Origin of the sequence: Chryseobacterium sp. LAM-KRS1 (assembly GCF_013184525.1) — a bacterium.
Lineage (GTDB): Bacteria > Bacteroidota > Bacteroidia > Flavobacteriales > Weeksellaceae > Chryseobacterium > Chryseobacterium proteolyticum.
This window is the reverse complement of the sequence record NZ_JAAOIZ010000001.1, coordinates 843,597-867,126: the sequence shown is the minus strand read 5'-3', so window position 1 is coordinate 867,126 and position 23,530 is coordinate 843,597. Positions and strand designations below refer to the sequence as shown.

The following is a 23,530-nucleotide window of genomic DNA, read 5'->3' as shown; positions in this document are numbered from 1 at the left end:
TTTTAATTTTTATATCTCTAAAGTTATTTTTTTCTTTTAGGTGTTTCTTTCACTTCCACCACAGGGGTTCTATGTAATAAGATATCTAAAACTTTCTCAGTATAGTCGAACTTTTTCTCAAGGTACAGAACATTATTATATCTCTTATCGATCACAGCACCTAATGCTTCTTTCTCAGAAATGGTTTCCATTGCATTGTGAATCTGTTCTTCAAAAGGCAAAACCATATTGGCCTTCAGCTTGTTGATTTCACCGGTACTTCCGAATCTTAAACTAGTAGTCGTTTTAATGTTTTTCTCTAAATCGAATACTTCTTTTTCTCTTCGTTTTAATTCTTCTCCTACCAATAATACCCTATCGTTTTCCAATGCCGATTTTTTCTTTTCATATTCCGACTGTATACTCTGAAGCTCACTTTTCCATGTAGCTATCTGCGCATTAAGCCTTGCTTCAGCCTCTTTATAATCTGGCAGCTTACTCAATATCACATTGGTATCTATAACACCGATCTTCTGAGCCTTACTTAAACTGAAAAGCAAAAATAATATAAGGGTTAGTGCAATTTTTTTATTTCTCATTGGGAACTGTTATTACATTCTATATTGATATTCTAGCGGAAAATTATATAAAAACATTTAAAATTATATTTATCAACGCAGATTTAGCGCCTCTATTGTCCTTACAGGTAAGTATCAACATTTTTTATATCAATAGCTAAAATTCAGCTGTAAAAATAAAATAATTAAATAAACTTTATCCAAAATTGTTAATTAAAGTTTTTTTCACCTACTATTGGTTTATTATTATCTATTCCGTTATATCTTTGTTTTATTCGTAAAAAATAAGATTTGAATAAAAATATACTATTAATTTTCATATTTATTTTTGTTAAGGTCTACAGCCAGAAATACAACATCGAGTTGTATAATACCGATAACGGACTCCCGCAAAACAGTGTAAAAGACATTATAAAAGATAAATATGGATTTATATGGCTCACCACTGAAAATGGAATTGTACGGTATGATGGCGCTCAGTTTCTGGTCTATAAAAACTTCCCGTTGAGCAGTCAGCGTTTTACATACTTCTATGGATACCCAGAAAAAGACAGTATTTTCACAGCCGGTGATTACGGGAAAACCATCCTTCTGCGTAATAAAATTCCACGGGTAACAAATTCTTTGAAACAATTCCCTACAGTAGTATCAAAAGATAATACCGGCTACCTTTTGTATTGTTCCAATTATAGCTATACCCGATATCCCGGCATCAACTTTTACATGAACGATAAGGATGGAAGGTATTACATCAAAGAAAACAGCCTTACCTTCACTAGTTTTCGCTCTAAACCTGAAGAAACGCTAAAAATTAAAGCCATTTACAAAAATATTCCCAGAATTTTTACAATCAATGAAATCCTGTTCTACATCAACTTTACCACAAATAAAGTAGAAAAAATAGAAAAAGGAAAAATCACAAATTCCTATCAGGTCCCTTTGCTAACTGACAAGGATAGTAAGATTTTCTGGAGCAGAATAAACAATCAGCTTTTCGTGTTAAGCCATAATAAATTTCACCTCTGCACCTATGAAAAGGAACAATTTATCATATCCGAGATCGTCCAAATGGACAATATAAAGAATGACAACCTGATCAGTGTATATTATGATAAATGGTACAAGAAACTTTATCTCGGGAGCAGTACAGAAGGATTGCAGGTTATCAATCTTCATGATTTCACTACCGTCAAAGGATCTTCGCCGAAAGCAGAATCCGTCTTTTATGCTACCCTTCCTTACGACAGCGCTTCGGTCATTAATCCCTTTGGTGAAATCTACACCCGTAATGGAATGGTCCGTCAGAAGCATTTTAAAAATACAGCTCCTTTTTTTATGGCATACGACCGGCATGAAAACCTTATGATACGAAAAGACCGGGATTTAAGGATCTATAAAAAATCAAATTCGTACCGGGACTTCACTGTTTTGAAAGAGTTTTTTTTAAAAGATTTCTTTTTCGATGCAAAAAAATCTTATGCATTGGTTGCAAAACCCAAAAAGAATAGTGTTTCTGAATTTAGTGGAACATTTGAGATATACAAAGACAACTCCCTGCTATCTTTGGAAAGAAGAATTGTATTGGATAGTGAGCCTACCAAATTTTTAAAGGTCGATCCTGATCATATTTTAGTCGGTACGGTAAAGGGTTTATACAATATCCGGTTGAGCACAAACCAAATACATCCGGTAATCGCTGACCAGGAATTGTCTATCCGTAATATCATAAGGTCAAAAGACGGTAACTTGTGGATCACAACTTTGGGAAAGGGATTTTATTTACTAAAAAACAACAGGCTTATCAGGATGCCTTATGATGCTGATGGTAATATTTCATCTCCTCATACCATTCTCGAAGATCAAAAAGGTTTTTTCTGGATCCCTACCAATAACGGCTTATATAAAGTTCATGAAAGCCAGCTTCTGAAATTTGTTCAGGCCCCGGATTCTAAGGTTAATTATTACAGATTTTCAAAAGATTCGGGTTTTTTCACCAATGAATTCAATGGTGGCAGCAATGTAAGTGGCAATAAACTTAAAAATGGGGATTTTGTGCTACCTTCTCTGAATGGATTAGTATTTTTTAACCCCTTAAAAATCGAAAGTTACTACCCTAAAAACATCTACATCGAAAGAGCAATGATAGATAACAAAGAAGAGTCCTTTCATAAAACTCTTTTTCTTGAACAGAAATCCAGCAGATTAGACCTCTTTATAGATGTTCCTTATTATGCAAATCCCGACAATATTGTGATAGAAGCTAAAATTATGGGGCTTCCCAACGCAAAATGGGAATCCATCGGGAAAGACAGGAAGTTTTCCATTTCCAATCTGAGGTACGGGAATTATTCTTTCATTGCAAGAATGCTTGTTTCCGATAAGGGAAAATATATCTATAAAAAAATCAACCTCATCGTAAGGCCTTATTTTTATCAGACCTTATGGTTTAAGATAGTGATGATATTATTACTATTCTTTGTGTTATACCTCCTTCTCAAATGGAGGATCCGGTTTTTGCAAAAGAAAAATCTGGAACTGGAAAAAATTATCACCGTACGTACCGAAAAACTTTCCGCTACCGTCGAAAAGCTTGAAACAACAAAAATTCAGCTTCATAAGGAAATCGAGCAGCAAAAAAAACTGATCGGTACCATAACACATGATATTACCACTCCTGTAAAATTTATTGCATTAACTGCAAAGGAAATATTAGGGAATAAAGAATTCAATCAACAACGGACTGAAAAAGTGCTCGCTTCAATTTATAAATCCTCCGATCAACTGTATAATTTTACGGCAACGCTCAAAGAGTATGCTGATATCTACAGCCACCACAGAACCGATAAGACGGAAACATACTCTCTGCATGATCTGATCACAGAAAAAATAGTGCTTTTCAGTACCATAGCTGAAAGCAATCATACATCCATTATTAACAATGCCGATCAAAAAATACACACCCGGATCAGTAAAAATATTCTGGCAGCCATTATCCATAATCTTCTGGATAACGCAGTAAAATATACAAGAGGAGGAACCATAACCATAGATGCTTTTACCGAGTACAGAAGCGTTATTTTAATTGTAGAAGATACCGGTTCAGGAATGGATCAGCAAAAAATAGATTATTATGAAGAGCTTCAGAACAACATCGAAAATGAAAAATTATTACTCCAAAAATATGGGATGGGAATCCATCTGGTGCTACAACTACTACAAATGATAGAAAGTAAAATAATCTTTACCAGAAACAAGACAGGGGGAACTACCTGCCGATTGATTTTAAAAAATAAAAAAAATGATTAAATACATTCTTATAGCTGATGATCATGATGTGGTTCTTACGGGAACAAGCCTGATACTGGAGTCCAGAATCCCTGATATATCCGTTGATCAGGCAGAGGATTACCCGGAAACTCTGGAAAAAATCTCCCAGCGAAAGTACGACCTGATTATTCTTGATATCAACATGCCTGAAAGTAAAAATAAAAAAATGATTTCTGAAATTAAAGAAATCGATCCGGATGTAAAAATATTGATATTTTCGGCCTATGAAGAAGAGATTGCTGTACAATACATAAAAGAGGGAGCCAACGGTTACCTCAGTAAACTGAGCAAAGTGGAGGAAATATCAGAAGCAGTAATCAGGATTTTCCGTGAGGGCTACTACTACCCTTCCGGTATTGTTAATCAATTACTACAGGACTCTCCGCTAGATTCCATAAAGAGGCTTTCGGAAAGAGAATATCAGATTTTTATTTTAATGGTGAAGGGATATGGAAATTTAGAAATTTCCAATGAGATGAACATTCAGATGAGCACCATAAGCACCTATAAAAAAAGGATCCATAACAAACTGAAGACCAATCATCTTGCAGATCTTATTAAACTTTATCAAAATTATATTTCCTGAAGTAAAATTTGCAAACACTGACAACTGACTCTTTTAGTTCTGTTTAAAAAAGGGTTAGTGATCCTGAGAATCGTGTAGAAAATTTTCTACACGATTCTTTATTTCATTCTACAGTCCATTACAGGCTCTTGTGGAAGTATTCCTATAATTTTACGCCTTGTAAATGATACTTTAATATCACGGACTTTTCCTGTTCTGATATAGGATTATTGACACATCAAAACCATAACCATAAACATTTAATAAATGAGTAAAAATTTTATCCCACTAGTATTATTCTTATCAACTATCACCTTTGCGCAAACGGGAAATGTTGGAATTAATACGGTAACCCCTGGCTCTACATTAGACATTAACGGATCGGTAGCGGCAAGTTATAAGACAGTTAATACGGCATCTTACAGTTTAACCGCCACTGATTTCCATGTATCATATAATGGTAGTACGAATACGACATTTAGCCTTCCTCCCGCAATTAATGGCACCGGAAATTTTAAAGGACGTATGTATAGGATTGCCAATAACAGTAATTTTACGATAACCATAAGTTCTGCTTTACCTGAAACAATTAATGGGAATACAAATATTCTGGTCCTTCCCAATCAAAGTGCACAGTTGATCAGTACAGGACTTACCGGAGCAAATTCCACATGGGAAAGCATAAGTGGAGTAACAAATACGGCCAGTAACGGTCTAAACCTTTCCGGGAATGATGTTAAGTTAGGAGGTACCCTTTCCCAGGCTACAGACATCGTTACTACCGTAGGAAATAATCTGAGTATCACCGGTACCGGTAAAGTTTTATTAGGATCCAATACGATCCCGGCTGGTGCGGCTGATGCTAAAATTGTTATTGATAATGGCACAACAAACGGAGCGCTGCAGATTAAGGATGGAACACAACAATTAGGCTATGTATTAACCAGCGACTCTAATGGATTAGCCACCTGGTCATCTACTGTTACTACTGCGTTTGCCAATAACTGGACTTCTTATACGGGAACATTAGTAAATCCTTTCACAGCACCTACCGGCGGCGGCGGTCTGGTTACCGGAATATCACTGACTATCCCTGCAAAAGGATGGTATTTTATCCGAAGTGGCGTAGCCATCAATTCTGAGTGTAATGATTACTTCTTTTATATCAATGGTATTGGAGACGTATGGAGAAGTTATTGTGGCTCTAACACGGCAGCTTTTATGTTTCCCCGGGATCAAAATCGTGTCTTGTACTTCGCAACACCAGGAAATTATACCATTTTGGCCGGTAAAACAAATTTTATTATCCCTGCCAGTTTTAATGCGGGTAATCCTTCTTTTTATCTTGATTTTGTAAAGTTTCAGAATTAACAGTATAAATAATCAATAAATACATTCATCATCCAACTAACTTTTTGATCATTTTAACCACAATTTATATGAAAAGAAATTCAATTTTCCTGACTTTACTTGCCGCCATGAGTAGCACTCTGAGCTATTCGCAAACAGGAAATGTGGGTATCAACACTACCACTCCCGGGAGCACACTCACTGTGAACGGTTCATTTGCCGCTACGTACAGAGCTGTTACAGCAAGTGGAAATGTCGCCCCTACGGATTACTATCTGGCCTACAGCAGCAATACGAACGGAACTTTGACGCTACCTGCCGCCATTACTGGTTCCGGTAACTTTGCAGGAAGAACCTATCATTTCAAAAATACAGGAACAGCCGTGTTATCTATTGCAGCCAACGGAGCAGAATTAATCGACAATCAAACAGGAGCAGGCGTTGGCACTGTTAATGTTCCCGCAGGTTACTATGCATTTTTTATAAATAAAGGAACAACGACAGGAACAACATGGGAGCTTATTTTGCTTTCAAGCTCTGACAGCTTGCCCGCAGCCACCACCAGTTATCCGTTTTCTACAGTAAGTACCACAAGCAGACAGGATCTTACCGCCAGCACCGGTCCTTACATCAGAAGGGAAATCAATTATCCTCAGGGAACAGTAATCAACACGGGAAATGTACTGAATATCAGTAACGGTCGGTTTACTGCACCTTCAAACGGATATTATATGTTTTATGGTTCCACCCAATTTGATAACGGAAATATTCCGGGTACACCAAGTTTCGACTGGGTTGTATTGTATCTTATGAAAAACTATGCAGTGAGCACAGACAATATTTTGGTACAATCTTTCCAACCTGCTCCGGGTACACTGACGGGAAGAAACGTATCGTGTATCACGTATCTTAATAAAGATGAAACCGTAAGCATGGCAGCCGCCGCCGGAGTAACCGGCAGTCCAATATACCAGGTTGTCGTAAGCTCCTTTTACGGATATAAAATAGCGAATTAATTTATACAAAACCGCGGATAGATTCTAATAACACAACTGAAACTTAAACATGTAGAAATCCCTCATTTTACAAGGTTTCTTATTAAAAAACGACTGTCTCATTAGTAGACAGTCGTTTAATTTAAATCTCTTTATGGTGAAAATTTAACACTTATTGTGTAGTACCTTCAATTTATAATCTTAAATTTATTGAATAATCATTAAAATAAATCAATTATGAACAAAACATTAATAGATACATCATGAAATTTAACAAATAAAACCAAAGCATAAAAAAATATGACTCTATGAAACAAATTTCACATTTCGTTTATTCTAAATTTTATAACCCAAAATAACAACCATGCCATAAACATTACAACATACAACCAAATCAAAAAAAAACTAATATGCCAAACACAAACTTAACATCACAAACCCGAATCAACAGTACCCTTCCTTTGTCCTCAGAAGAAAGGAACAAAATTTTGTACGAGTTCAATAAAACAAATTGGGACTTCAAAAAGGAACAAACATTGGTTTCATTATTTCTCAAACAAGTTTCCCTACATCCGGATAACGTGGTTGCTGTTTATCAGGATCAGCATATAACCTACCGTGAGTTGGATGAAAAAAGCAACCAGATCGCCAATACACTCATTGCAAAAGGGATTACAGAAGGAATGTACATCCCTGTATGGCTGGACCGCTCCCTGGAATGGGTCATTGCAATTCTTGGAATATTAAAAACAGGTGCTGCTTATGTTCCTATAGATCCTGCCTATCCGGTAAAACGCGTAGAGTATATTCTGAATGATACTAAAGCAGAAATTATAATCACCAATCAGGTCCTCTCTCAAAATTTATCTAAAGACCCAAACCTCCACATCTTTTATCTTGACCGTAAGGATGACCTCACTGATTCCTCCGTTCAGCATCCGGAGGTGATCATTCATCACAACACTCTTGCTTATACCATTTACACCTCCGGCTCCACAGGTAACCCTAAAGGAGTAATGATCACTCATGAAAGTATCCAGCACCTGGTAACCTGGCATAATGTTTATTTTAATGTCACCCCCACTTCTCATCTCAGCCTGGTGGCCGGTTTGGCATTCGACATATCGGTATGGGAAACCTGGTCGGCATTGACTTCCGGTGCGACCCTTTTTATAGCGGACAGCGAAGAGAGAACTGAAGCTTCCGCCCTGGTCAGCTTTTATCAGAAAAACAAAATTACCCACGGTTTTGCCCCTACTGTTTTGGTTCCGGCAGTCGTGGCACACACCAGAAATCATAATGATCTTCAGCTGGAATATCTTTTTACAGGAGGTGAAAAACTAAAGCCTGTCCTCACCGATGGACTAAACTATGAACTTATCGATTATTACGGTCCTACAGAATGTACCGTATATGCTACTTTTAAGAAGGTTAAAGATCTTCACGGAAAATATGTTTCTTCCATTGGCAGGCCTATAGCAAATGCTAAAGCTTACATATTGGGAAATCAAATGGAACTATTACCCATAGGAGCAACCGGAGAATTATACATAGGCGGCACCTTACTGGCTAAAGGATATTTAAACAATGAGGAACTCACAGCTTCAAAATTCATTATTAATCCTTTTATGGAAACTGAAAAACTATACCGAACGGGAGACCTTGCCCGATGGTCCTCCGATGGAGAAATCCAGTTTCTGGGAAGAATGGATAATCAGGTAAAAATAAGAGGATTCCGAATAGAATTGGGAGAAATAGAACGCACATTCGATCGACTGGAAGGAATACAAGAAGCTGTAGTAATCACAAAAAATACTTCAGGGAATAACAAATATCTTGTCGCCTTTATTGTTTTAAAACCCGGAACATCAAAGGATATCCAGCAAATCAGGAATTTTCTCAAAGAAGAATTACCCGGATATATGATCCCCGCCCAGATCATCTGTATCGACAAAATACCATTGACCGCGAATGGAAAAACCAATACGGACCTCTTAAGCAGCCTTGCAGAAAAAGAGGCAAAGGAACTTATCTCACACGAACCGCCAACAAATGAAACCGAGAAAATAATAGCTGATATCTGGTCATCGGAACTGGAACTTCCGGTTATCAATATCACTGATAATTTCTTTGATATCGGAGGAAATTCGCTTCTGGTTGCTGTTGTTGCGGTAGCTTTACAGGAAAAATTAAATATAAAAGTATATCTGCGCGATATTTATCAATACCCTGTTCTGAAAAAACTCAGCGATGTGCTTATAGCACGTGCTCACGAGGCAAGAGAAGCAATTCCTTCTGAAGACGTAGAACCTTATGTTGAATTACAACAGGACGTCTACCTGAATCCCGGCACCCGATTCAAGGATAATTTTGATCCCGAAAAACTGGAAAATCCATCTGCCATATTTCTCACAGGCGCCACAGGCTTTGTAGGAATCCATCTTCTGCAGGAGCTTTTAGATACAACGGATGCAGATATATACTGCCTGGTAAGAGCACAGGACGAATTTCATGCCATGGAAAAAGTCAACCAGTGCTTTATTCAGTTTCATATCCCGCAAAATCACTCGCAGAGATCAAGGATTATTCCGGTTTTAGGTGATCTGGCAAAACCTTCTTTGGGTTTATCTGAAGAAAAATTCGATCTGCTTGCCACTGTTATTGATGTGATATATCATTCCGGAAGTTCCGTCAATTTTATTGAGCCTTATTCTTATATGAAAGCACCCAATGTAGATGGAATAAGGGAAATTATACGTCTGGCAGGAACAGAAAGAACAAAGTGCCTGGCTCTTTTATCTACAATTTCAATTTATAGCTGGGGACATCTATTTACCGGAAAAAAGATCATGCTGGAATCTGACGACATAGAACAGAATATCATGTCGGTAAGTAAAGATATTGGCTATGTGCGAAGCAAATATGTAATGGAAGCTATAGCGGATCTTGCAGCCCGGGAAGGTCTCCCGCTGATTACGTATCGTTTGGGATATGCGATGTGTCACAGTAAATCCGGAGCGAGCGCACCTTATCAGTGGTGGTCCGGACTGGTAAAAAACTGTATAGAGTTTAAATCTTACCCTGCATTAACAGAACTTAGAGAAGGCCTGATCACCGTAGACTACATGACCCGGTCAATGGCCCATATCACGAAAAATAAAAATGCAATCGGCAAGAAATTCAATCTGATTGCCAGCCCTGAAACTAATCTGACGCTGGAGGATTTCTTTGGCCTACTCAAAAAGAATTACCCTTATGAACTTACTCCCCTTCCCTATAAAGAATGGCGTAAGCATTGGGAAAATGATACCAAAAACAGATTGTATCCATTAACAAGTCTGTTTAAAGATAATATGCATGAAGGCCTGTCTACTGTGGAACTTTACCAGCATACTTACATTTGGGACTGTTCGAATGTAAAGGAGTTCCTCAAAGACTCAGACATTAAAGAACCTGTATTCAACAAACCTGTCCTTGATGCTTATTTAAAGTATCTGGGCATGCATTCTTAGTTTTTAGTTATGGTGTATCCCCGGCCAAGGCCGGGGATTTTTAATATAAAGTTATCTGAAAATCTGTTGTGCAAACTCATAAAGGCATCTTCTCCAGGTAAGCCATTCGTGATAAGTTCCTGCGGATCTGTATGAAGTATAGGGGTAATTATTCTGAGTAAAGAAATCATGCAGAATCTCATTGAATCCAAAGAATCGTGCTTCTTCTTTTTCCCCGATCCCGACAAAGAAATAAGGCTTTTTCCGTGACTTTAAAAGATGATCAACCGGCAGCTCCTTAAAAGGCTCATCTTCAGTTCCTCCATAAATTACAGGACTGAATGACCCGATGGCTGTAAACATTTCAGGATGACTTACCCCTATCAGCATCGCCTGATAGCTTCCACGGGAAAGTCCGGCAATCGCTTTTTTACCATTGGTTTTATACTTTTTTTCTACATAGGGAACCAGCTCCTCGATAAAAATCTTATCCAGATTTCGGGATGAAATGACTGTTTTGGAAGAATTATCCGCCAGTTTTTCTTCTTCCGGATTTAATGCCACTCCGTAATCCATTACGACAATCATTTTCTCTGCTTTTCTTTCTGCCAGAAGATTATCAAGAATCCAGGCAATATGCCCCTGTCTTTCCCAACCCGTTATATCTTCTCCTGTTCCGTGGTATAGATACAATACCGGTAGTTTCTCTGATCCGTATCCCGGAGGAAGATAAACCTTAAAATTTCGCTTACCTTTTGTTATTCTTGAATTAAAACCATCCTCTATAATCTGTCCATGTTTTACATTCTTCTCAAAGAAAAAATCTTCTCCTGATGGAACTTCGATCCCGCTGGTCGGCTGACCGTAGCCAAAGTACAGCTGAGTATCCGGATCATTGACCCGCTTTCCATCCACGTTCAGCCAGTAATAATGAAATCCAATTTCAAGAGGATTTGTTGAAATATTCCAAAAACCGTCTTTATCTTTTGAGGCGGTAGATTTTATATTTTTCATACCATCCCCACCCTCTAAATTTACAGATTGAGCATCCGGAAAATACACCCGGAACTGAGCCTTCTTTTCAAAATCCAGCTTCGGAAAATCCTTTCCCGGTAATGCCGTTGTTGAAACACTGGAATTCTGACAAAATAGCATTGACGAAAACAAAACAGAAACGAGAAATATCTTTTGTAAATATTGCATTATTTTGATTTTAACATAAGAAAAATACGAACACTCATTTCTTACATTCCGTGTAAAAATCAAGTTTTCCCTATAATTTAATTCAATAATAAGAAAATATTCTTCTTAAATAAGTAAACAACAGAAAAAAAATCTTTCATTTTTTTGAAAAATTAGTTTTAATTCAAACTAATTTTAAGTATATTTGTTATACAACAGCGATTGATTAAACCTCCACTATACGTTAATATTCATCATATGCCCGTCACACAAAACAACATATCAGAATTAGCCCTGGAGCTTGGTTTGGCAATGAGTGAAATGAAAAGCCGTTTGCGACAGAAAATCCAGACCAGAATCAACGAGTATGATCCGGATCTTTCTTTTGAGCTTATAGAGATCCTTGGAGTTTTATCCCGGAATGACGGGATCAATCAGCAGGAGATAAGCAATAAAATAAGCAAAGACAAATCAAGTGTTACCTACCTGATCAACAATCTTGTAAAACGGGAATTGGTTGAAAGAATAGAATACAGCAATGACCGAAGGAATAAACAGATATTCCTTACCGCAAAGGGAAAGGAAATTGTAGAAATTGTTTATCCGTGGGCACTGGAACTGTATGAAAAAGCAGCCGGCAACCTTGGTATAGAGAAAATACAGGATGCTCTTTTCCTGGTAAAAAAAATGACAACAAATCTTGAATAACTGAGTTTAAATTTACTGATATGAGAACAATACTTGTACCTGTTGACTTCACATCAACTACCGAAAATGCCGTAAAACTTGCTGCAGAATGGGCCACACAATATCAATATACACATATTATTCTTTTAAAAACGTCGCAGGAATCTGAATTTGACTATCTCCACATAGCCGAAGGTCATCTGCTTGTGAATGAAGAAAATGTAAACAGCCTCATTAAAAGTACAGAATTACTCCTTAGTAAATTAACAGGTATCATCACTGAAAAATCACCTGAAGTAACTGTTCTAAAAGCGGTAAGCGAATGGACGCTTACGAGAAGCATCAATGAACTGCTGAAAGACCAGCCTTCTGTAGAACTGATCATTTTAGGAAGTGACGACCAGGCTTCTTCCGGTAACAGCTTTGTGTCTGAAAATATTATAAGTATTGCCAGAACCAGTCCTGTAAAAGCATTGATCGTTCCTAACGGTTACACCTACAGCACGATTAAAAATATTTTAATACCCTGTGACATAAACAGCATAACAAAATTAGACCGACTGTTTCACCACAAGTCCATCATCGAGCAGATGGATGTTCGCCTTATGTTTCTCAATATCAACACAAGAAAAGGGATCGATGATAATGAAGATAAAAAGAGAGACCTGGAAAAGTACATCCACCAATATTTAACCAAGATTCCGAGTACTATTCATTATTATTACGACGAAAATATTATCAACGGAATTCTGACTTTTGCCTCATCAAATAAAACGGATCTGATTATTGCGCTACCGGGAAGACATAGTTTCCTTTATTATCTGGCAAGCCGAAGTATTTCTGAAGGAATTTACCAAAATGTAAATCAACCTGTTTTGATATTAAAATAACTTCTATCTTCTATCTTTTATTTTCAAAAGCCGACTTAATCACATTATAAACAACAGAAAATAAGCAAACTAAAATAACGTAATGTATTTTTGATATAAAATAGTTGACAAAGTCAACTATTGATGTATATTTACATCATGAAACAATATTATATTGAACAAATAAGAGCTTTCAACAGGTATTATACACAGGTACTGGGGTTACTCAACAAGGGTATTCTTGATGGAGACCTGGGTATTTCGGAAGTCAGGGTTATGCGTGAGATTTATTTCAATGCTGACGTAAGACCTACTGAAGTGGCTGCTACTCTGGGATTGGATAAGGGTTTTCTAAGCCGCATCCTTAAACGTTTTGAAAAATTAGGACTGACTATTAGAAAAAAATCAGGAGAAGACAACCGTTCCAGCGTGATTAGTCTTACAGACTTAGGACGCAGCACTTATGAAAAGATCAACCGTGATTCAGACATTCAAATAGAAAATTTATTTTCAGATCTTTCCGAGCAAAATCTGAAAACGGTCATTCGGAGTATGACCACGATTGATTCTCTACTTCATCACAGAGATAATCATGCAGTTATAGATCCTGTTATTATCCGACCTATTGAAGAAAAAGACAATAAAGCCTTAGCAGATATTATTCGTACAGTTTTTGAAGAGTTCAACGCTCCTCAAGAAGGAAGTGTATATGATGATCCCAGAACAAACCAATTATATCAGCTTTTTCAAGATGTAAACGCAGAATATTGGATAGTAGAATCTAATGATGTAGTTTTAGGTGGATGTGGCTTCTATCCTACCATAGGGTTGCCTTCTGCATGCGCAGAGATTGTTAAATTTTATCTTTCCAATCAATTGAGAGGAAATGGTGTTGGACAATATTTGCTAAAAATGATAGAAAGAAGAGCAAAAAAAGCAGGTTATAAGCAACTTTATTTAGAATCTTTTGAGGTTTTTAAGGGAGCAATATCAATGTATGAGAAATTGGAATACAAACATTTACACAGTTCCATAGGAGATTCCGGGCATTATGCAACAACTATTCATATGTTGAAGGATATCTCCTAATTTAAATATTAAAATTAGACAGTGGTGACATAGGCTATCGAAGTATGCTTGCATTAGTTCCTGAAAAAAAATCAGGAATTGTTCTATTAAGCAACACTGATAATATAGATATTAATATTCGATATCCTATTGGATGAAACGGATCAATAAACATCAACGATCTTCTCAAAGACCTGCCTTCTGTGGAATTGATCATTTTAGGAAGTGACAACCAGGCCTCTTCTAGTAAAAGCATTGATCGTTGCTAACGGATACACCTACAACACGATTAAAAATATTTTAATACCTTGTGACATTCTCTTTCTATATCAATAAGTCAGACAAAAAACTATACGTCATAAGAACTAAAGTAATATAAATAAACATATTATATAAGTCCGGATTTATTATTTGTCTGATTTTTTTCATCTTATTAGTCACTTGCAATTAAAAAATAATTATATTTGCGATTCAATTACTACTGCATATGAAAGTGATAGTAGCCCTCACCAGTGCAATCATTGGTTAATCACCGGGCTTAAAACATAAGAACACTTTAAAGAACGAAGCCTCTTCGTTCCATATTACTATTACTTACTTTTAATTTTACATTTATGTCATATCATAAGAAAACCCCATCGAAGGGTTTGCGCTATTTCACATTGTTGAAACAATCATTACTGGGTACCGAAATGGATTATACGACCGGTAATATTAATAAAGCTGTTATTTTACTCGCCATTCCCATGATGCTTGAAATGATCATGGAATCGGTATTTGCACTGGTAGATCTTTATTTTGTAGGGCATCTCGAAAACAGCAGCTATGCCATACAAACAGTGGGCTTAACGGAATCTGTACTTACGGTAATGTACTCTATCGCAATTGGTATGAGTATGGCAGCCACAGCGGTGGTTTCACGACGGGTGGGAGAAAAAGATCCTGATGCAGCAGCACATGCCGGTATGCAGGCTATTATCGTAGCTTTTGCCGTAACCCTTGTCTTAAGCATCGCGGGGATGATTTATGCCGGGGATATTTTACGGATCATGGGAGCAAGCAAGGAAACCGTTGATGCTGGAGTAAACTTTACCCGGATCATGATGGGAAGCAGCCTTGTGATAATGCTATTATTCCTGATCAATGGTATATTTCGTGGTGCAGGAAACGCTGCCATTGCCATGCGGAGTTTATGGATTGCCAATATCTGCAATATCATTCTGTGTCCTATATTCATTAACGGCTGGGGTATCATCCCTGCATTCGGACTAACAGGAGCGGCTATGGCAACGGTTATCGGACGGTCTATGGGAGTGGTTTACCAGCTATTTTGCCTGTTTAACGGAAAGCATCAGCTAAAAATCAAGCTTCATCATTTTCGTATTGACTTGCCGGTAATAAAATCATTGGTTGGGATTGCAACTCCTGGTATACTTCAGTTTGTTATCGGGTCATGCAGCTGGATATTTCTTGCTGAGCTGGTAGCAACCACGGGTGGTGATCATGGATCTGCCGGTTATCAGACCGCATTGCGATTGATGATGTTCTTTATGCTGCCAGCCTGGGGTATGAGTAATGCTGCCGCTACCCTGGTAGGGCAAAACCTTGGAGCCAAACAATTTCAGCGCGCTGAAGATTCTGTCCTGGCTACTGTAAAATACAATGTCATCTTCATGATCATTGTCACCATATTATTTCTCTTTTTTGGAGATTGGCTGGTTTCATTTTTCACCAATGATATCCAGATCAAAGAAGTTGCCCAAAAGGCTATGTGGATTATGAGTACCGCTTTTGTCTTTTACGGCATTGGTATGGTAATGATGAATGCCCTTAACGGAGCCGGTGACACAAAAACCCCGACATGGATCAATTTCTTTGGCTTCTGGTTTCTTCAGATCCCATTGGCCTATATCCTTACCAAACACTTAGGCATGGGACCAACCGGTGTCTTTATCGCAATACCGGTTGCGGAAACGGTCATCGCAATTACGACATTTTTCTTTTTCAAAAGAGGTAAATGGAAAACGGTCAATGTATAGTCCCGGACTTATTATACCATAATTTTCTAAAATGAAGAGGCCACTCTATTGAGTGGCTTCTTTTAGTTAGGTCCAGCTGTTTTTAATTTGTAAATTAATGCTTGAAAAATTGAAGTATGGAAAATTTTTTAACCAAAAAATTTGGAAAGATCTTTAACCTCCAATTTATTGCTGAAGGATGGTGGTCTAAGGCATATAGTTTTACTGCTGAAGGGCAGCAATACATTATCAGAACAGGCAATCATGTACAGGATTTTATGAAAGACCATTGGGCTTTTATACATCTGAATAATACGAAAATTCCTATTCCTGAAGTTTTGGAATACGGAAATTATCATGATAATGTATACTACTGTATTTCAAGACAGGCAAATGGTGATCCTTCCGATGAGATCATGGACCATCTTGATCATTATTCGCAAACAGAGCTTGCAAAAATAATCATCCGGCAATTGGAAAATATCCACCTGAGCGATACCACGAACCTCAGCGGTTGGGGCTTTACCGATGCCCAGGGAAAAGGCATGTTTCCAAGCTGGCAGCATTTTCTCTTATCATTTTATAATAGCAAAACGACTGCAAGCTGGCAACATCTTGCCCAGACCTCATGGCTTAACAGACAGCTTTTCACACATCTTATCGAAAAAATGAAAAGCTTTTTCCCTTATCTGCCCAATGAAAAATATATCCTTCATGGAGACTTCGGGTTTGATAATCTTTTACTGGACGGAAACCGAAAAGTAACCGCTGTTCTGGATTGGGCCGAAATGATGCTTGGCGACCCGCTTTATGATTTACTGCATATGAATGAACCCTGGATAAGGGATACTGGTCCTGATTTTCTTTCGATCTGGCTGAATATGAAACCCGGGTATATCAATTTTGAGCATATAGAAGAACGGCTACAATGCTACCGTATCCATTATACTCTTTTCCATCTGTATATTCATACTGTACGAAAAGAGCATGATGATTACCAAAAAATTGAGAACTGGGCCATAAACAATTTATAATTTTTAAATATTTAGGTTAAATTAGTTCAATAAAAAGGTCATTATATTTCAACATTACCCGTTACGACGTCTCCGTCACGTTGATAAGCTGCGATCATAACCCCTTTCGAAGTCACGTGATTTTCTGTTAATTTAAATGCTGAAGGAATTCCATTCTCATCAAAAAGTCTTTTTCCCTTGCCAAGGATCAACGGATAGATTTTAAGTCTTAGTTCATCTACCAGATCATTTTCAAGCAGCAGGTGAATTAGCTCGCTGCTTCCCCATACCTGAATATCCGATCCTTCTGTGTTTTTAAGCATTCTGATATCTTCCAAAGTTTTTAAGAATACGGTATTTTTCCAATCAGATGTCTCCCTCTCTTTAGACAAGACATATTTTGTCCCTTCATTAATTGCAGGCCAAAAGTTTGCATGCTCAGGCCAATAGGATTCAAAAATTTCAAATGTTTTCCTTCCTAAAATATAATCTGAAGGCTTCATCTCTTCTTTCATAATCTCTCCAAAAAGCTCATCTCCATAGGACGCTGTCCACCCTCCATATCTGAAGTTTCCAGAGGTATCCTCTTCAGGTCCTCCGGGAGCCTGCATAATACCATCCAATGTTATCATGGATAAAACGGTTATTTTTCTCACTTTATTAATTTTTTATGATGTATTAAAATTATTACGCTGATCCTTTAATTAAATTACTTTAAAAAAGCATTAAGGTAATTCAGTATGGTCGAAGTCTGCATCATAAGGCTGACATGGTTTTGACCCGGTACAATGGCTAATTGTGATTTGGGCAAGGCTCCAAAGTCTCCTGCAATACCTCCACCTAATAATTTATAGGTTTTTACAAGCTCAATTTTATCGAGGCCGTCGTTATCCCCAGCTATGATCAGTACAGGAGCTGTAATTTTTGCGATATTCTCATCTCCCATATTATAAGATTCCGATGCAGAAGCCATCATTTGCTCAAGAAATTTGGTCCATTTTGTCTTATCAGGAGCTACAGCATCATAAGCAGTTTGCATAGGGCTACCATTAAAAACATCCGGTTTCATTCCCTTAAAAGCATTATTAATTTCCGGTAGCCAACCCGCGCTTTTATAAGTAGCAGAAATAATAACAAGATTTTTTAATCTCTTTGGACTCTGGATAGCAAACTCATAGGCGATGGCACCTCCAAAACTATAACCTACTACATCAGCACTCTCAACTTTAAGATAATCCATTACTTTTTCCACATCCTTTGCTAATGTGGCATGTGACAATTTCCTGTCCGAATAAGGTGTATGACCGTGTCCCTGCAATTCTATAGCAATCACTTTCCTGGTTTTTGATAATTCAGGGATCAGTTGTCCCCAATTCATATCAATGGTCATAAAAGCACCATGCAATAAAACTACCGGTCTGCCCTCTCCGTATACTTCATAGTAAACCTTAGTTCCTTCTACCGGAACATACCCGCTTCCGGAAGGCTTGATTTTCTGTGCATACAAATGCGAAGCCGTTAACATCATAATTACAATCATGATCAATGGCTTACGAAACGTATCAAATTTGAATAGATTTTTCATAGTAATATTTTAATTTGGTTTATTTTTTTTGATCTTATCTCAAACAGATCAAAAAACTTTTATCCAAAATTACTAAGCCATTAGAAAAGTTCGCTTGCCATAGGGCAAGATTTTATTGGGGTAAACAGTTTTCTTTGCTGATCTTGTTTTTTGCGGGAATTCCTGTTATTTCTTAAATATTTTTTTTACTACATATCTATAAAATCAATGTAAAATCAATAGACAAATCAAATTTTACCTGAAAATTTATCAGATAATTTTAGTGATGTAAATGAAATTTGATTAATTTTAACTCGAACTAAACTTAATTTATTATGAAAAATTTACAAAAAATCAAAAGAGAGGATTTGAAAACAATTAAAGGAGGAATTAACTGTCCTGGTGGCCAGATCTGCTTAATCGGTGGAAAATGGCAATGTATGCCATTCGATGGATGCGGTGGCGGAAACCAACCTTAATTTTAATTTTATCCAAATTTTATTATTATGAAAAATTTCACAAAAATTACAAGAGACCAATTGAAGAATATCAATGGCGGAGCAGTAGGTTGCTCGAATGATTGCTGCCCTCCTCCGGGAATTAAAAGATGTCCATCGGTAGTATGCTTTGCACCGTGTGAAATACTAAGTTAAAAGCTGAAAGGCGATCCGATCAATACGGTTCATTAACTTTAATAAAAAGCATCCTTTAGAAGTATCTAAAGGATGCTTTTACTTAATCATCTGCACTCAATCATTTTTTTAGAGGGTATAACTTCTGTTTCCACAGACTATTCATTGACAAAAACAGAAGAAGTTTTAGTCCAGATCAACTCCAATCAAAATCCCGATTGACCACATTAAAACAGTCGGTCCCTAAAGCATAACAAATTATTAATGATCCGTTTAAATACAGATAAATTAAATCACTTTTCTTTGTTAAAGTGAAAAGTACCGGGCATCTATTCTTAACGCAATCATTGGGGCATACTGCACGGATATCTTTTTACTTAAATAAAAATATTGTATGCTTTTAAACACTACCCTGCCTTTTTCTGGAGAATCAGAATTAACCATAGGCTTAGTGATCGTTTTTGCTTTATCCTTATTTGCTGTAGTTGTCTTTGAATTTGTAAATGGCTTTCATGATACAGCCAATGCAGTTGCCACAGTTATTTATACCAAAGCCCTTAAGCCCGTTATTGCCATCCCCTGGTCCGGTCTCTGGAATTTTCTTGGTGTTTTCACGGGTGGGATTGCTGTAGCGATGGGAATCCTGAAACTGGTACCCATGGACACGCTTATGACACTTCCCATAGCTGTCGGGGCAAGCCTGGTACTTGCTGTGCTAATTGCATCCATCATCTGGAATCTTGGAACATGGTACCTGGGTATTCCCTGTTCGAGCTCACATACCCTCATCGGTTCACTGATTGGTGCCGGTCTTGGTTTCAGCTGGTATTACGGAGGTGGTGTGAACTGGGGAAAGGCAAAAGAAATAGGGCTGTCACTCATCCTTTCTCCTATTGTGGGTTTTGGACTGGCTATTCTGATAATGTGGTTCTTTAAATATGTTCTCCGCTATAAAGCACTGTTTCATATCCCGGAAGAAGAAAATGATAAACCTCCTTTGGTAATCAGAGGTATTTTAATTACCACCTGTACTTTGGTCAGTTTTTTTCATGGAAGCAACGACGGGCAAAAGGGTGTCGGTCTTTTTATGCTCATCCTTATTGCATTCCTTCCTGCCAAATTTGCGATCAATCATGATATTCCCAATGACAGGATCATCTACACCCTGAATCATACAGAAAAGCTCGTACAAGGTATAGCCGCTGCATCTATTGAAAACCGAAATGAATTGGTTTCCATAAGTCAACAGATCGAAGCTGTAAAAAAACAGCTGGCTTATAAAAATGAAAAAGATAAAAAAGGAACCTATGCCTTCCGAAAACAGGTTGAAACTCTCGTAAAGTCCATTAAAATGATCAATGATGATAAAAAGATAATCATTGATGATACGAATAGGAGCCAACTTATGCATCAGGCAGCTGAATTAAATAAACTTACTGAGTTTGCACCGGTATGGGTTATTATTATCATATCAGTTTCATTGGGATTGGGAACAATGATCGGCTGGAAAAGAATTGCAGTAACCATTGGTGAAAAGATTGGTAATGAACACCTGAATTATGCGCAAGGAGCTTCAAGTGAAATTGTAGCGGCTTCAACCATCGGTATCAGTACATTTTTGGGGCTACCAGTTAGTACCACCCATGTATTGTCAAGTGGAATTGCCGGATCTATGGTAGCATCAGGAGGCAAGAATAACCTGAACGCAGGCACATTGAAAAATATCGGGATGGCCTGGATTCTTACTTTACCTGTTTCAATAATATTATCTTTGTTATTGTTTACACTCTTTCACCTGTTTATTTAATTTAACATGGTCTCCTTTTAGATTAATCAAATTATCATCAAAAACAAAAAAATGAAAAAAATACTGGTTGCATCCGATTTCTCTCACAGTGCCGGGAACGCTATGCTTTATGCATTATCCCTTGCTAAAGCTTTAAAAATGGAGATAACAGTTTTAAATGCCATACATCCCACAGAGGGAATCAATAATAATATTTACAATGTTGTCTTTATCGAGGATTATTATGCGCGAAAGAGAAAGGCTCTTCAGGAATGGACAGAAAGTTTTATTCAGAGTGAAGAATATAAAGACATTCCGGTTAAAACAATCTGTGATGTGGGTTTTCTTCGAAATGTGGTGACCAAATATGCAGAATACTATGAAGTTTCATTTTTGGTGATGGGGATTACAGGTGCTACGGGTATCAAGGGAATTGTAGGCAGCAACACCAGTATGGCACTATCTAAAATCCGGATCCCTACATTAATTGTTCCTATTGAAAGTGCAATGCCAGAAGTTCCTGTCATTACGCTGGCCACCGATTATAAAACAACAAAATTATCTGTAAGGGATGTTAAAGCTTTAAATCAGATTCTGAAAGTTTCTAAGCCTAAAAAACTTGAGGTTCTTCATATTTCTGAAAAAGAAACCAACCCTAAGGTTATAAAGAATGGTGAAAAAAAGCTCACGGCACAGTTTCCCTCTGTAGAAATTAATTTCAATTATATCGATGAGGAGGGTAAAACATCAAATGGAATTATAGAGTTTATTGATAATAATGAAACAGACATTTTGTGTCTGGTTAAAAGAAATCATAATATTATTTACCGCTTATTTAGCAGCAGCACTGTAGAAGAAATTCTTAACAAATCCGTAAAAGCAATATTGGTACTTCATGCTTAAATAGTATTGTTCATTTTTCATTTGTATCAAACCATCCTTTAATCTGCATAAGGTTAAAAGAAAAAATTAATATTAGTTCGCAATTATACAATTTTCATTTTCGATCAATCGGTTACTTTGTAAAAAAAATGAAAATGAAAAAAGTAGTTATGGTAAGCGTATTCATAGCGTTTGCCGGTTTTTGCAAAGCCCAAAATACAGATATGGTGTCAAAAAGTGCCAGGAAAGCCATAGAATCAAGCAATGCCATCTATGCAGATCTCGCCAATAAGGACGATGGATCTATTCTTACCAGATATACTGAAGATGCATGTCTGTTCCCTCCCGGCGCTTCACCCGTGTGCGGACGGGAGCAAATAGCTTCATTCTTTAAAGGTGGACCTAAGGTACATGTTACATTTACAATTCAGCATTTATATGGGAATGATAAAACATTCATTACTGAAGAAAGTTTTTATGAAATGAGAGATCTTGACGGTAAGAAAATAGACGATGGAAAAGTAATGGTCATCTGGAAAAATACAAAAAACGGATGGAAAATGCATCGCGATATGTTTAGCAGTAATCATCCAGCAAAATAGGCTAAAAGCCTACATTGACAGCCTCTTGAAAATCTTTCCCGTTTTCAATTAGGAAACTCCGGGATTCTGAGGGAACAATACCCGTAAATCTTTTAAATTCCCGGATAAAATGTGCCTGGTCATAATACCCGCAATCATAGGCGATAGAAGTCAGTGATGACCGGGTATTAAGCACCAGATGCAGGGATCTGTTAAATCGGATGACGGACGTAAAGGCTGCCGGACTGATACCGATATTGTTCATGTAAAGTTTTTGAATATATCTTTCCGATAGTCCGGAGTCTTCAGATAACCGGTTTAAATTTAATGGCTGATGATCAAATGAAATCCGCTTACTAAGAGCCAGAACCATCGACACTTTTTTCAATCGGTTTTCATTTTTTCTCATTTGCTGCAACAAAAAGTCTTCTACTATTTTAACCTGGCCGGACAAGTCACCCGCCATCATGATACGATCATACAAGGTTGTACTTTCTGCTGTTACATCATACATATCAGTGGCATAGTTTGTAAATTCAGAGACCGGATCATCAAAAAATAAAGTGCTGGCATGAGGATAAATTCTTACGATGAGTACCGTGGTATTTTTTAAGACCGTAAGTCTGGTAGGAAGTGTAATATGTCCGAGTAATTCTACAGACGGGGTATCTTTTCTTTTGCCATTAATGATAGTCGCAGCTGATCCGCCAGAAATATTAATAATCAAATCGATATAACCACTGGGATAAAATACAGCATCCGTGATATCTTTACCAATCGTTACAACCGTATAATTCTTTACGTAAGGCGCTAAAACAGCTGATGGCAAAATCTGCATAATCGGAATAAATAATTAAGTAATTCGCTAATACAAAGCCTGTTAAAGTTATAAAAAAACATGACAGATCAAAAGAAAAACACATACTTTTTGGCCCTGGCTGAGATATATGATATTTGCGAAAT

General features: G+C 37.2%; 20 protein-coding genes. 15 read left to right on the top strand and 5 right to left on the bottom strand.

Going from position 1 to position 23,530, the window contains the following annotated elements; all coding sequences use genetic code 11:
* Nucleotides 1–23 precede the first annotated feature (23 nt).
* Nucleotides 24–578, bottom strand: a complete 555-nt coding sequence (locus G9C87_RS03820; RefSeq protein ID WP_172278276.1) for an OmpH family outer membrane protein — start codon at nt 576–578, stop codon at nt 24–26.
* A 270-nt stretch (nt 579–848) separates the two neighbouring features.
* Here G9C87_RS03820 and G9C87_RS03815 point away from each other — a divergent pair, with 270 nt between their 5' ends.
* The 5 genes from G9C87_RS03815 to G9C87_RS03795 all read left to right on the top strand — a co-directional run bounded on the left by G9C87_RS03815 (nt 849) and on the right by G9C87_RS03795 (nt 10,306).
* A complete protein-coding gene (locus tag G9C87_RS03815) occupies nt 849–3,863 on the top strand; it encodes an ATP-binding protein (RefSeq protein ID WP_172278274.1) in 3,015 nt (1,004 codons plus the stop codon).
* Nucleotides 3,856–4,470: a response regulator transcription factor gene (locus tag G9C87_RS03810; protein WP_172278272.1), complete on the top strand. Its 615-nt coding sequence runs from the start codon at nt 3,856–3,858 to the stop codon at nt 4,468–4,470. The genes G9C87_RS03815 and G9C87_RS03810 overlap by 8 nt, the downstream gene beginning before the upstream one ends.
* Before the next feature lie 246 nt (nt 4,471–4,716).
* Nucleotides 4,717–5,820, top strand: a complete 1,104-nt coding sequence (locus G9C87_RS03805) for a hypothetical protein (RefSeq protein WP_172278270.1) — start codon at nt 4,717–4,719, stop codon at nt 5,818–5,820.
* A gap of 68 nt (nt 5,821–5,888) precedes the next feature.
* Complete coding sequence (locus G9C87_RS03800) at nt 5,889–6,815, top strand: hypothetical protein (RefSeq protein WP_172278268.1); 927 nt, start codon at nt 5,889–5,891, stop codon at nt 6,813–6,815.
* A gap of 389 nt (nt 6,816–7,204) precedes the next feature.
* A complete protein-coding gene (locus G9C87_RS03795; RefSeq protein ID WP_172278266.1) occupies nt 7,205–10,306 on the top strand; it encodes an amino acid adenylation domain-containing protein in 3,102 nt (1,033 codons plus the stop codon).
* A 51-nt stretch (nt 10,307–10,357) separates the two neighbouring features.
* Here the strand turns inward: G9C87_RS03795 and G9C87_RS03790 are convergent, their stop codons facing one another.
* A complete protein-coding gene (locus G9C87_RS03790) occupies nt 10,358–11,488 on the bottom strand; it encodes an alpha/beta hydrolase-fold protein (RefSeq protein ID WP_172278264.1) in 1,131 nt (376 codons plus the stop codon).
* A 237-nt stretch (nt 11,489–11,725) separates the two neighbouring features.
* On the opposite strand from G9C87_RS03790, the gene G9C87_RS03785 reads away from it, so the two are divergent.
* From G9C87_RS03785 to G9C87_RS03765, 5 genes are all read left to right on the top strand, one after another.
* Nucleotides 11,726–12,175 carry a MarR family winged helix-turn-helix transcriptional regulator gene (locus G9C87_RS03785; RefSeq protein WP_172278262.1) on the top strand — a complete coding sequence of 150 codons (450 nt, stop codon included), beginning with the start codon at nt 11,726–11,728 and terminating at the stop codon, nt 12,173–12,175.
* A 20-nt stretch (nt 12,176–12,195) separates the two neighbouring features.
* Complete coding sequence (locus tag G9C87_RS03780; RefSeq protein ID WP_172278260.1) at nt 12,196–13,044, top strand: universal stress protein; 849 nt, start codon at nt 12,196–12,198, stop codon at nt 13,042–13,044.
* Between the two features lie 138 nt (nt 13,045–13,182).
* The gene (locus G9C87_RS03775; protein ID WP_172278258.1) at nt 13,183–14,112 is read left to right on the top strand and encodes a helix-turn-helix domain-containing GNAT family N-acetyltransferase; all 930 of its coding nucleotides are present in this window, start codon (nt 13,183–13,185) and stop codon (nt 14,110–14,112) included.
* A 593-nt stretch (nt 14,113–14,705) separates the two neighbouring features.
* Nucleotides 14,706–16,130 (top strand): MATE family efflux transporter, encoded by a 1,425-nt coding sequence (locus G9C87_RS03770; protein ID WP_172278256.1) that lies wholly within the window; start codon nt 14,706–14,708, stop codon nt 16,128–16,130.
* Nucleotides 16,131–16,246: 116 nt separating this feature from the next.
* Complete coding sequence (locus G9C87_RS03765) at nt 16,247–17,143, top strand: aminoglycoside phosphotransferase family protein (protein ID WP_172278254.1); 897 nt, start codon at nt 16,247–16,249, stop codon at nt 17,141–17,143.
* Between the two features lie 41 nt (nt 17,144–17,184).
* Here the strand turns inward: G9C87_RS03765 and G9C87_RS03760 are convergent, their stop codons facing one another.
* Nucleotides 17,185–17,778: a dihydrofolate reductase family protein gene (locus G9C87_RS03760; RefSeq protein ID WP_172278252.1), complete on the bottom strand. Its 594-nt coding sequence runs from the start codon at nt 17,776–17,778 to the stop codon at nt 17,185–17,187.
* A gap of 53 nt (nt 17,779–17,831) precedes the next feature.
* Nucleotides 17,832–18,707 carry an alpha/beta fold hydrolase gene (locus tag G9C87_RS03755; protein WP_228456940.1) on the bottom strand — a complete coding sequence of 292 codons (876 nt, stop codon included), beginning with the start codon at nt 18,705–18,707 and terminating at the stop codon, nt 17,832–17,834.
* A gap of 314 nt (nt 18,708–19,021) precedes the next feature.
* Here G9C87_RS03755 and G9C87_RS03750 point away from each other — a divergent pair, with 314 nt between their 5' ends.
* The 5 genes from G9C87_RS03750 (at nt 19,022) to G9C87_RS03730 (ending at nt 22,588) form a co-directional block, all read left to right on the top strand.
* Nucleotides 19,022–19,165, top strand: coding sequence for a bacteriocin-like protein (locus tag G9C87_RS03750; RefSeq protein WP_172278250.1), 144 nt, complete (start codon nt 19,022–19,024; stop codon nt 19,163–19,165).
* Between the two features lie 27 nt (nt 19,166–19,192).
* The gene (locus tag G9C87_RS03745; protein ID WP_172278248.1) at nt 19,193–19,339 is read left to right on the top strand and encodes a bacteriocin-like protein; all 147 of its coding nucleotides are present in this window, start codon (nt 19,193–19,195) and stop codon (nt 19,337–19,339) included.
* 373 nt (nt 19,340–19,712) lie between these two features.
* On the top strand, nt 19,713–21,125 hold the full coding sequence (locus G9C87_RS03740) for an inorganic phosphate transporter (RefSeq protein WP_172278245.1): 1,413 nt from the start codon (nt 19,713–19,715) through the stop codon (nt 21,123–21,125).
* 51 nt (nt 21,126–21,176) lie between these two features.
* On the top strand, nt 21,177–22,007 hold the full coding sequence (locus tag G9C87_RS03735) for a universal stress protein (protein WP_172278242.1): 831 nt from the start codon (nt 21,177–21,179) through the stop codon (nt 22,005–22,007).
* A 134-nt stretch (nt 22,008–22,141) separates the two neighbouring features.
* Nucleotides 22,142–22,588 carry a YybH family protein gene (locus G9C87_RS03730; RefSeq protein ID WP_228456939.1) on the top strand — a complete coding sequence of 149 codons (447 nt, stop codon included), beginning with the start codon at nt 22,142–22,144 and terminating at the stop codon, nt 22,586–22,588.
* Between the two features lies 1 nt (nt 22,589).
* On the opposite strand, the gene G9C87_RS03725 is transcribed toward G9C87_RS03730, so the two are convergent.
* Nucleotides 22,590–23,405 (bottom strand): helix-turn-helix domain-containing protein, encoded by an 816-nt coding sequence (locus tag G9C87_RS03725; RefSeq protein WP_172278239.1) that lies wholly within the window; start codon nt 23,403–23,405, stop codon nt 22,590–22,592.
* Nucleotides 23,406–23,530: the final 125 nt, after the last annotated feature.

What these genes read in the sequence shown, in the direction of transcription:
- G9C87_RS03820 (WP_172278276.1), bottom strand. Translation starts at nt 578, where the DNA reads ATGAGAAATAAAAAAATTGCACTAACCCTTATATTATTTTTGCTTTTC.
- G9C87_RS03810 (WP_172278272.1), top strand. Translation starts at nt 3,856, where the DNA reads ATGATTAAATACATTCTTATAGCTGATGATCATGATGTGGTTCTTACG.
- G9C87_RS03805 (WP_172278270.1), top strand. Translation starts at nt 4,717, where the DNA reads ATGAGTAAAAATTTTATCCCACTAGTATTATTCTTATCAACTATCACC.
- G9C87_RS03800 (WP_172278268.1), top strand. Translation starts at nt 5,889, where the DNA reads ATGAAAAGAAATTCAATTTTCCTGACTTTACTTGCCGCCATGAGTAGC.
- G9C87_RS03795 (WP_172278266.1), top strand. Translation starts at nt 7,205, where the DNA reads ATGCCAAACACAAACTTAACATCACAAACCCGAATCAACAGTACCCTT.
- G9C87_RS03790 (WP_172278264.1), bottom strand. Translation starts at nt 11,488, where the DNA reads ATGCAATATTTACAAAAGATATTTCTCGTTTCTGTTTTGTTTTCGTCA.
- G9C87_RS03785 (WP_172278262.1), top strand. Translation starts at nt 11,726, where the DNA reads ATGCCCGTCACACAAAACAACATATCAGAATTAGCCCTGGAGCTTGGT.
- G9C87_RS03780 (WP_172278260.1), top strand. Translation starts at nt 12,196, where the DNA reads ATGAGAACAATACTTGTACCTGTTGACTTCACATCAACTACCGAAAAT.
- G9C87_RS03775 (WP_172278258.1), top strand. Translation starts at nt 13,183, where the DNA reads ATGAAACAATATTATATTGAACAAATAAGAGCTTTCAACAGGTATTAT.
- G9C87_RS03770 (WP_172278256.1), top strand. Translation starts at nt 14,706, where the DNA reads ATGTCATATCATAAGAAAACCCCATCGAAGGGTTTGCGCTATTTCACA.
- G9C87_RS03765 (WP_172278254.1), top strand. Translation starts at nt 16,247, where the DNA reads ATGGAAAATTTTTTAACCAAAAAATTTGGAAAGATCTTTAACCTCCAA.
- G9C87_RS03755 (WP_228456940.1), bottom strand. Translation starts at nt 18,707, where the DNA reads ATGAAAAATCTATTCAAATTTGATACGTTTCGTAAGCCATTGATCATG.
- G9C87_RS03750 (WP_172278250.1), top strand. Translation starts at nt 19,022, where the DNA reads ATGAAAAATTTACAAAAAATCAAAAGAGAGGATTTGAAAACAATTAAA.
- G9C87_RS03745 (WP_172278248.1), top strand. Translation starts at nt 19,193, where the DNA reads ATGAAAAATTTCACAAAAATTACAAGAGACCAATTGAAGAATATCAAT.
- G9C87_RS03740 (WP_172278245.1), top strand. Translation starts at nt 19,713, where the DNA reads ATGCTTTTAAACACTACCCTGCCTTTTTCTGGAGAATCAGAATTAACC.
- G9C87_RS03735 (WP_172278242.1), top strand. Translation starts at nt 21,177, where the DNA reads ATGAAAAAAATACTGGTTGCATCCGATTTCTCTCACAGTGCCGGGAAC.
- G9C87_RS03730 (WP_228456939.1), top strand. Translation starts at nt 22,142, where the DNA reads ATGAAAAAAGTAGTTATGGTAAGCGTATTCATAGCGTTTGCCGGTTTT.
- G9C87_RS03725 (WP_172278239.1), bottom strand. Translation starts at nt 23,405, where the DNA reads ATGCAGATTTTGCCATCAGCTGTTTTAGCGCCTTACGTAAAGAATTAT.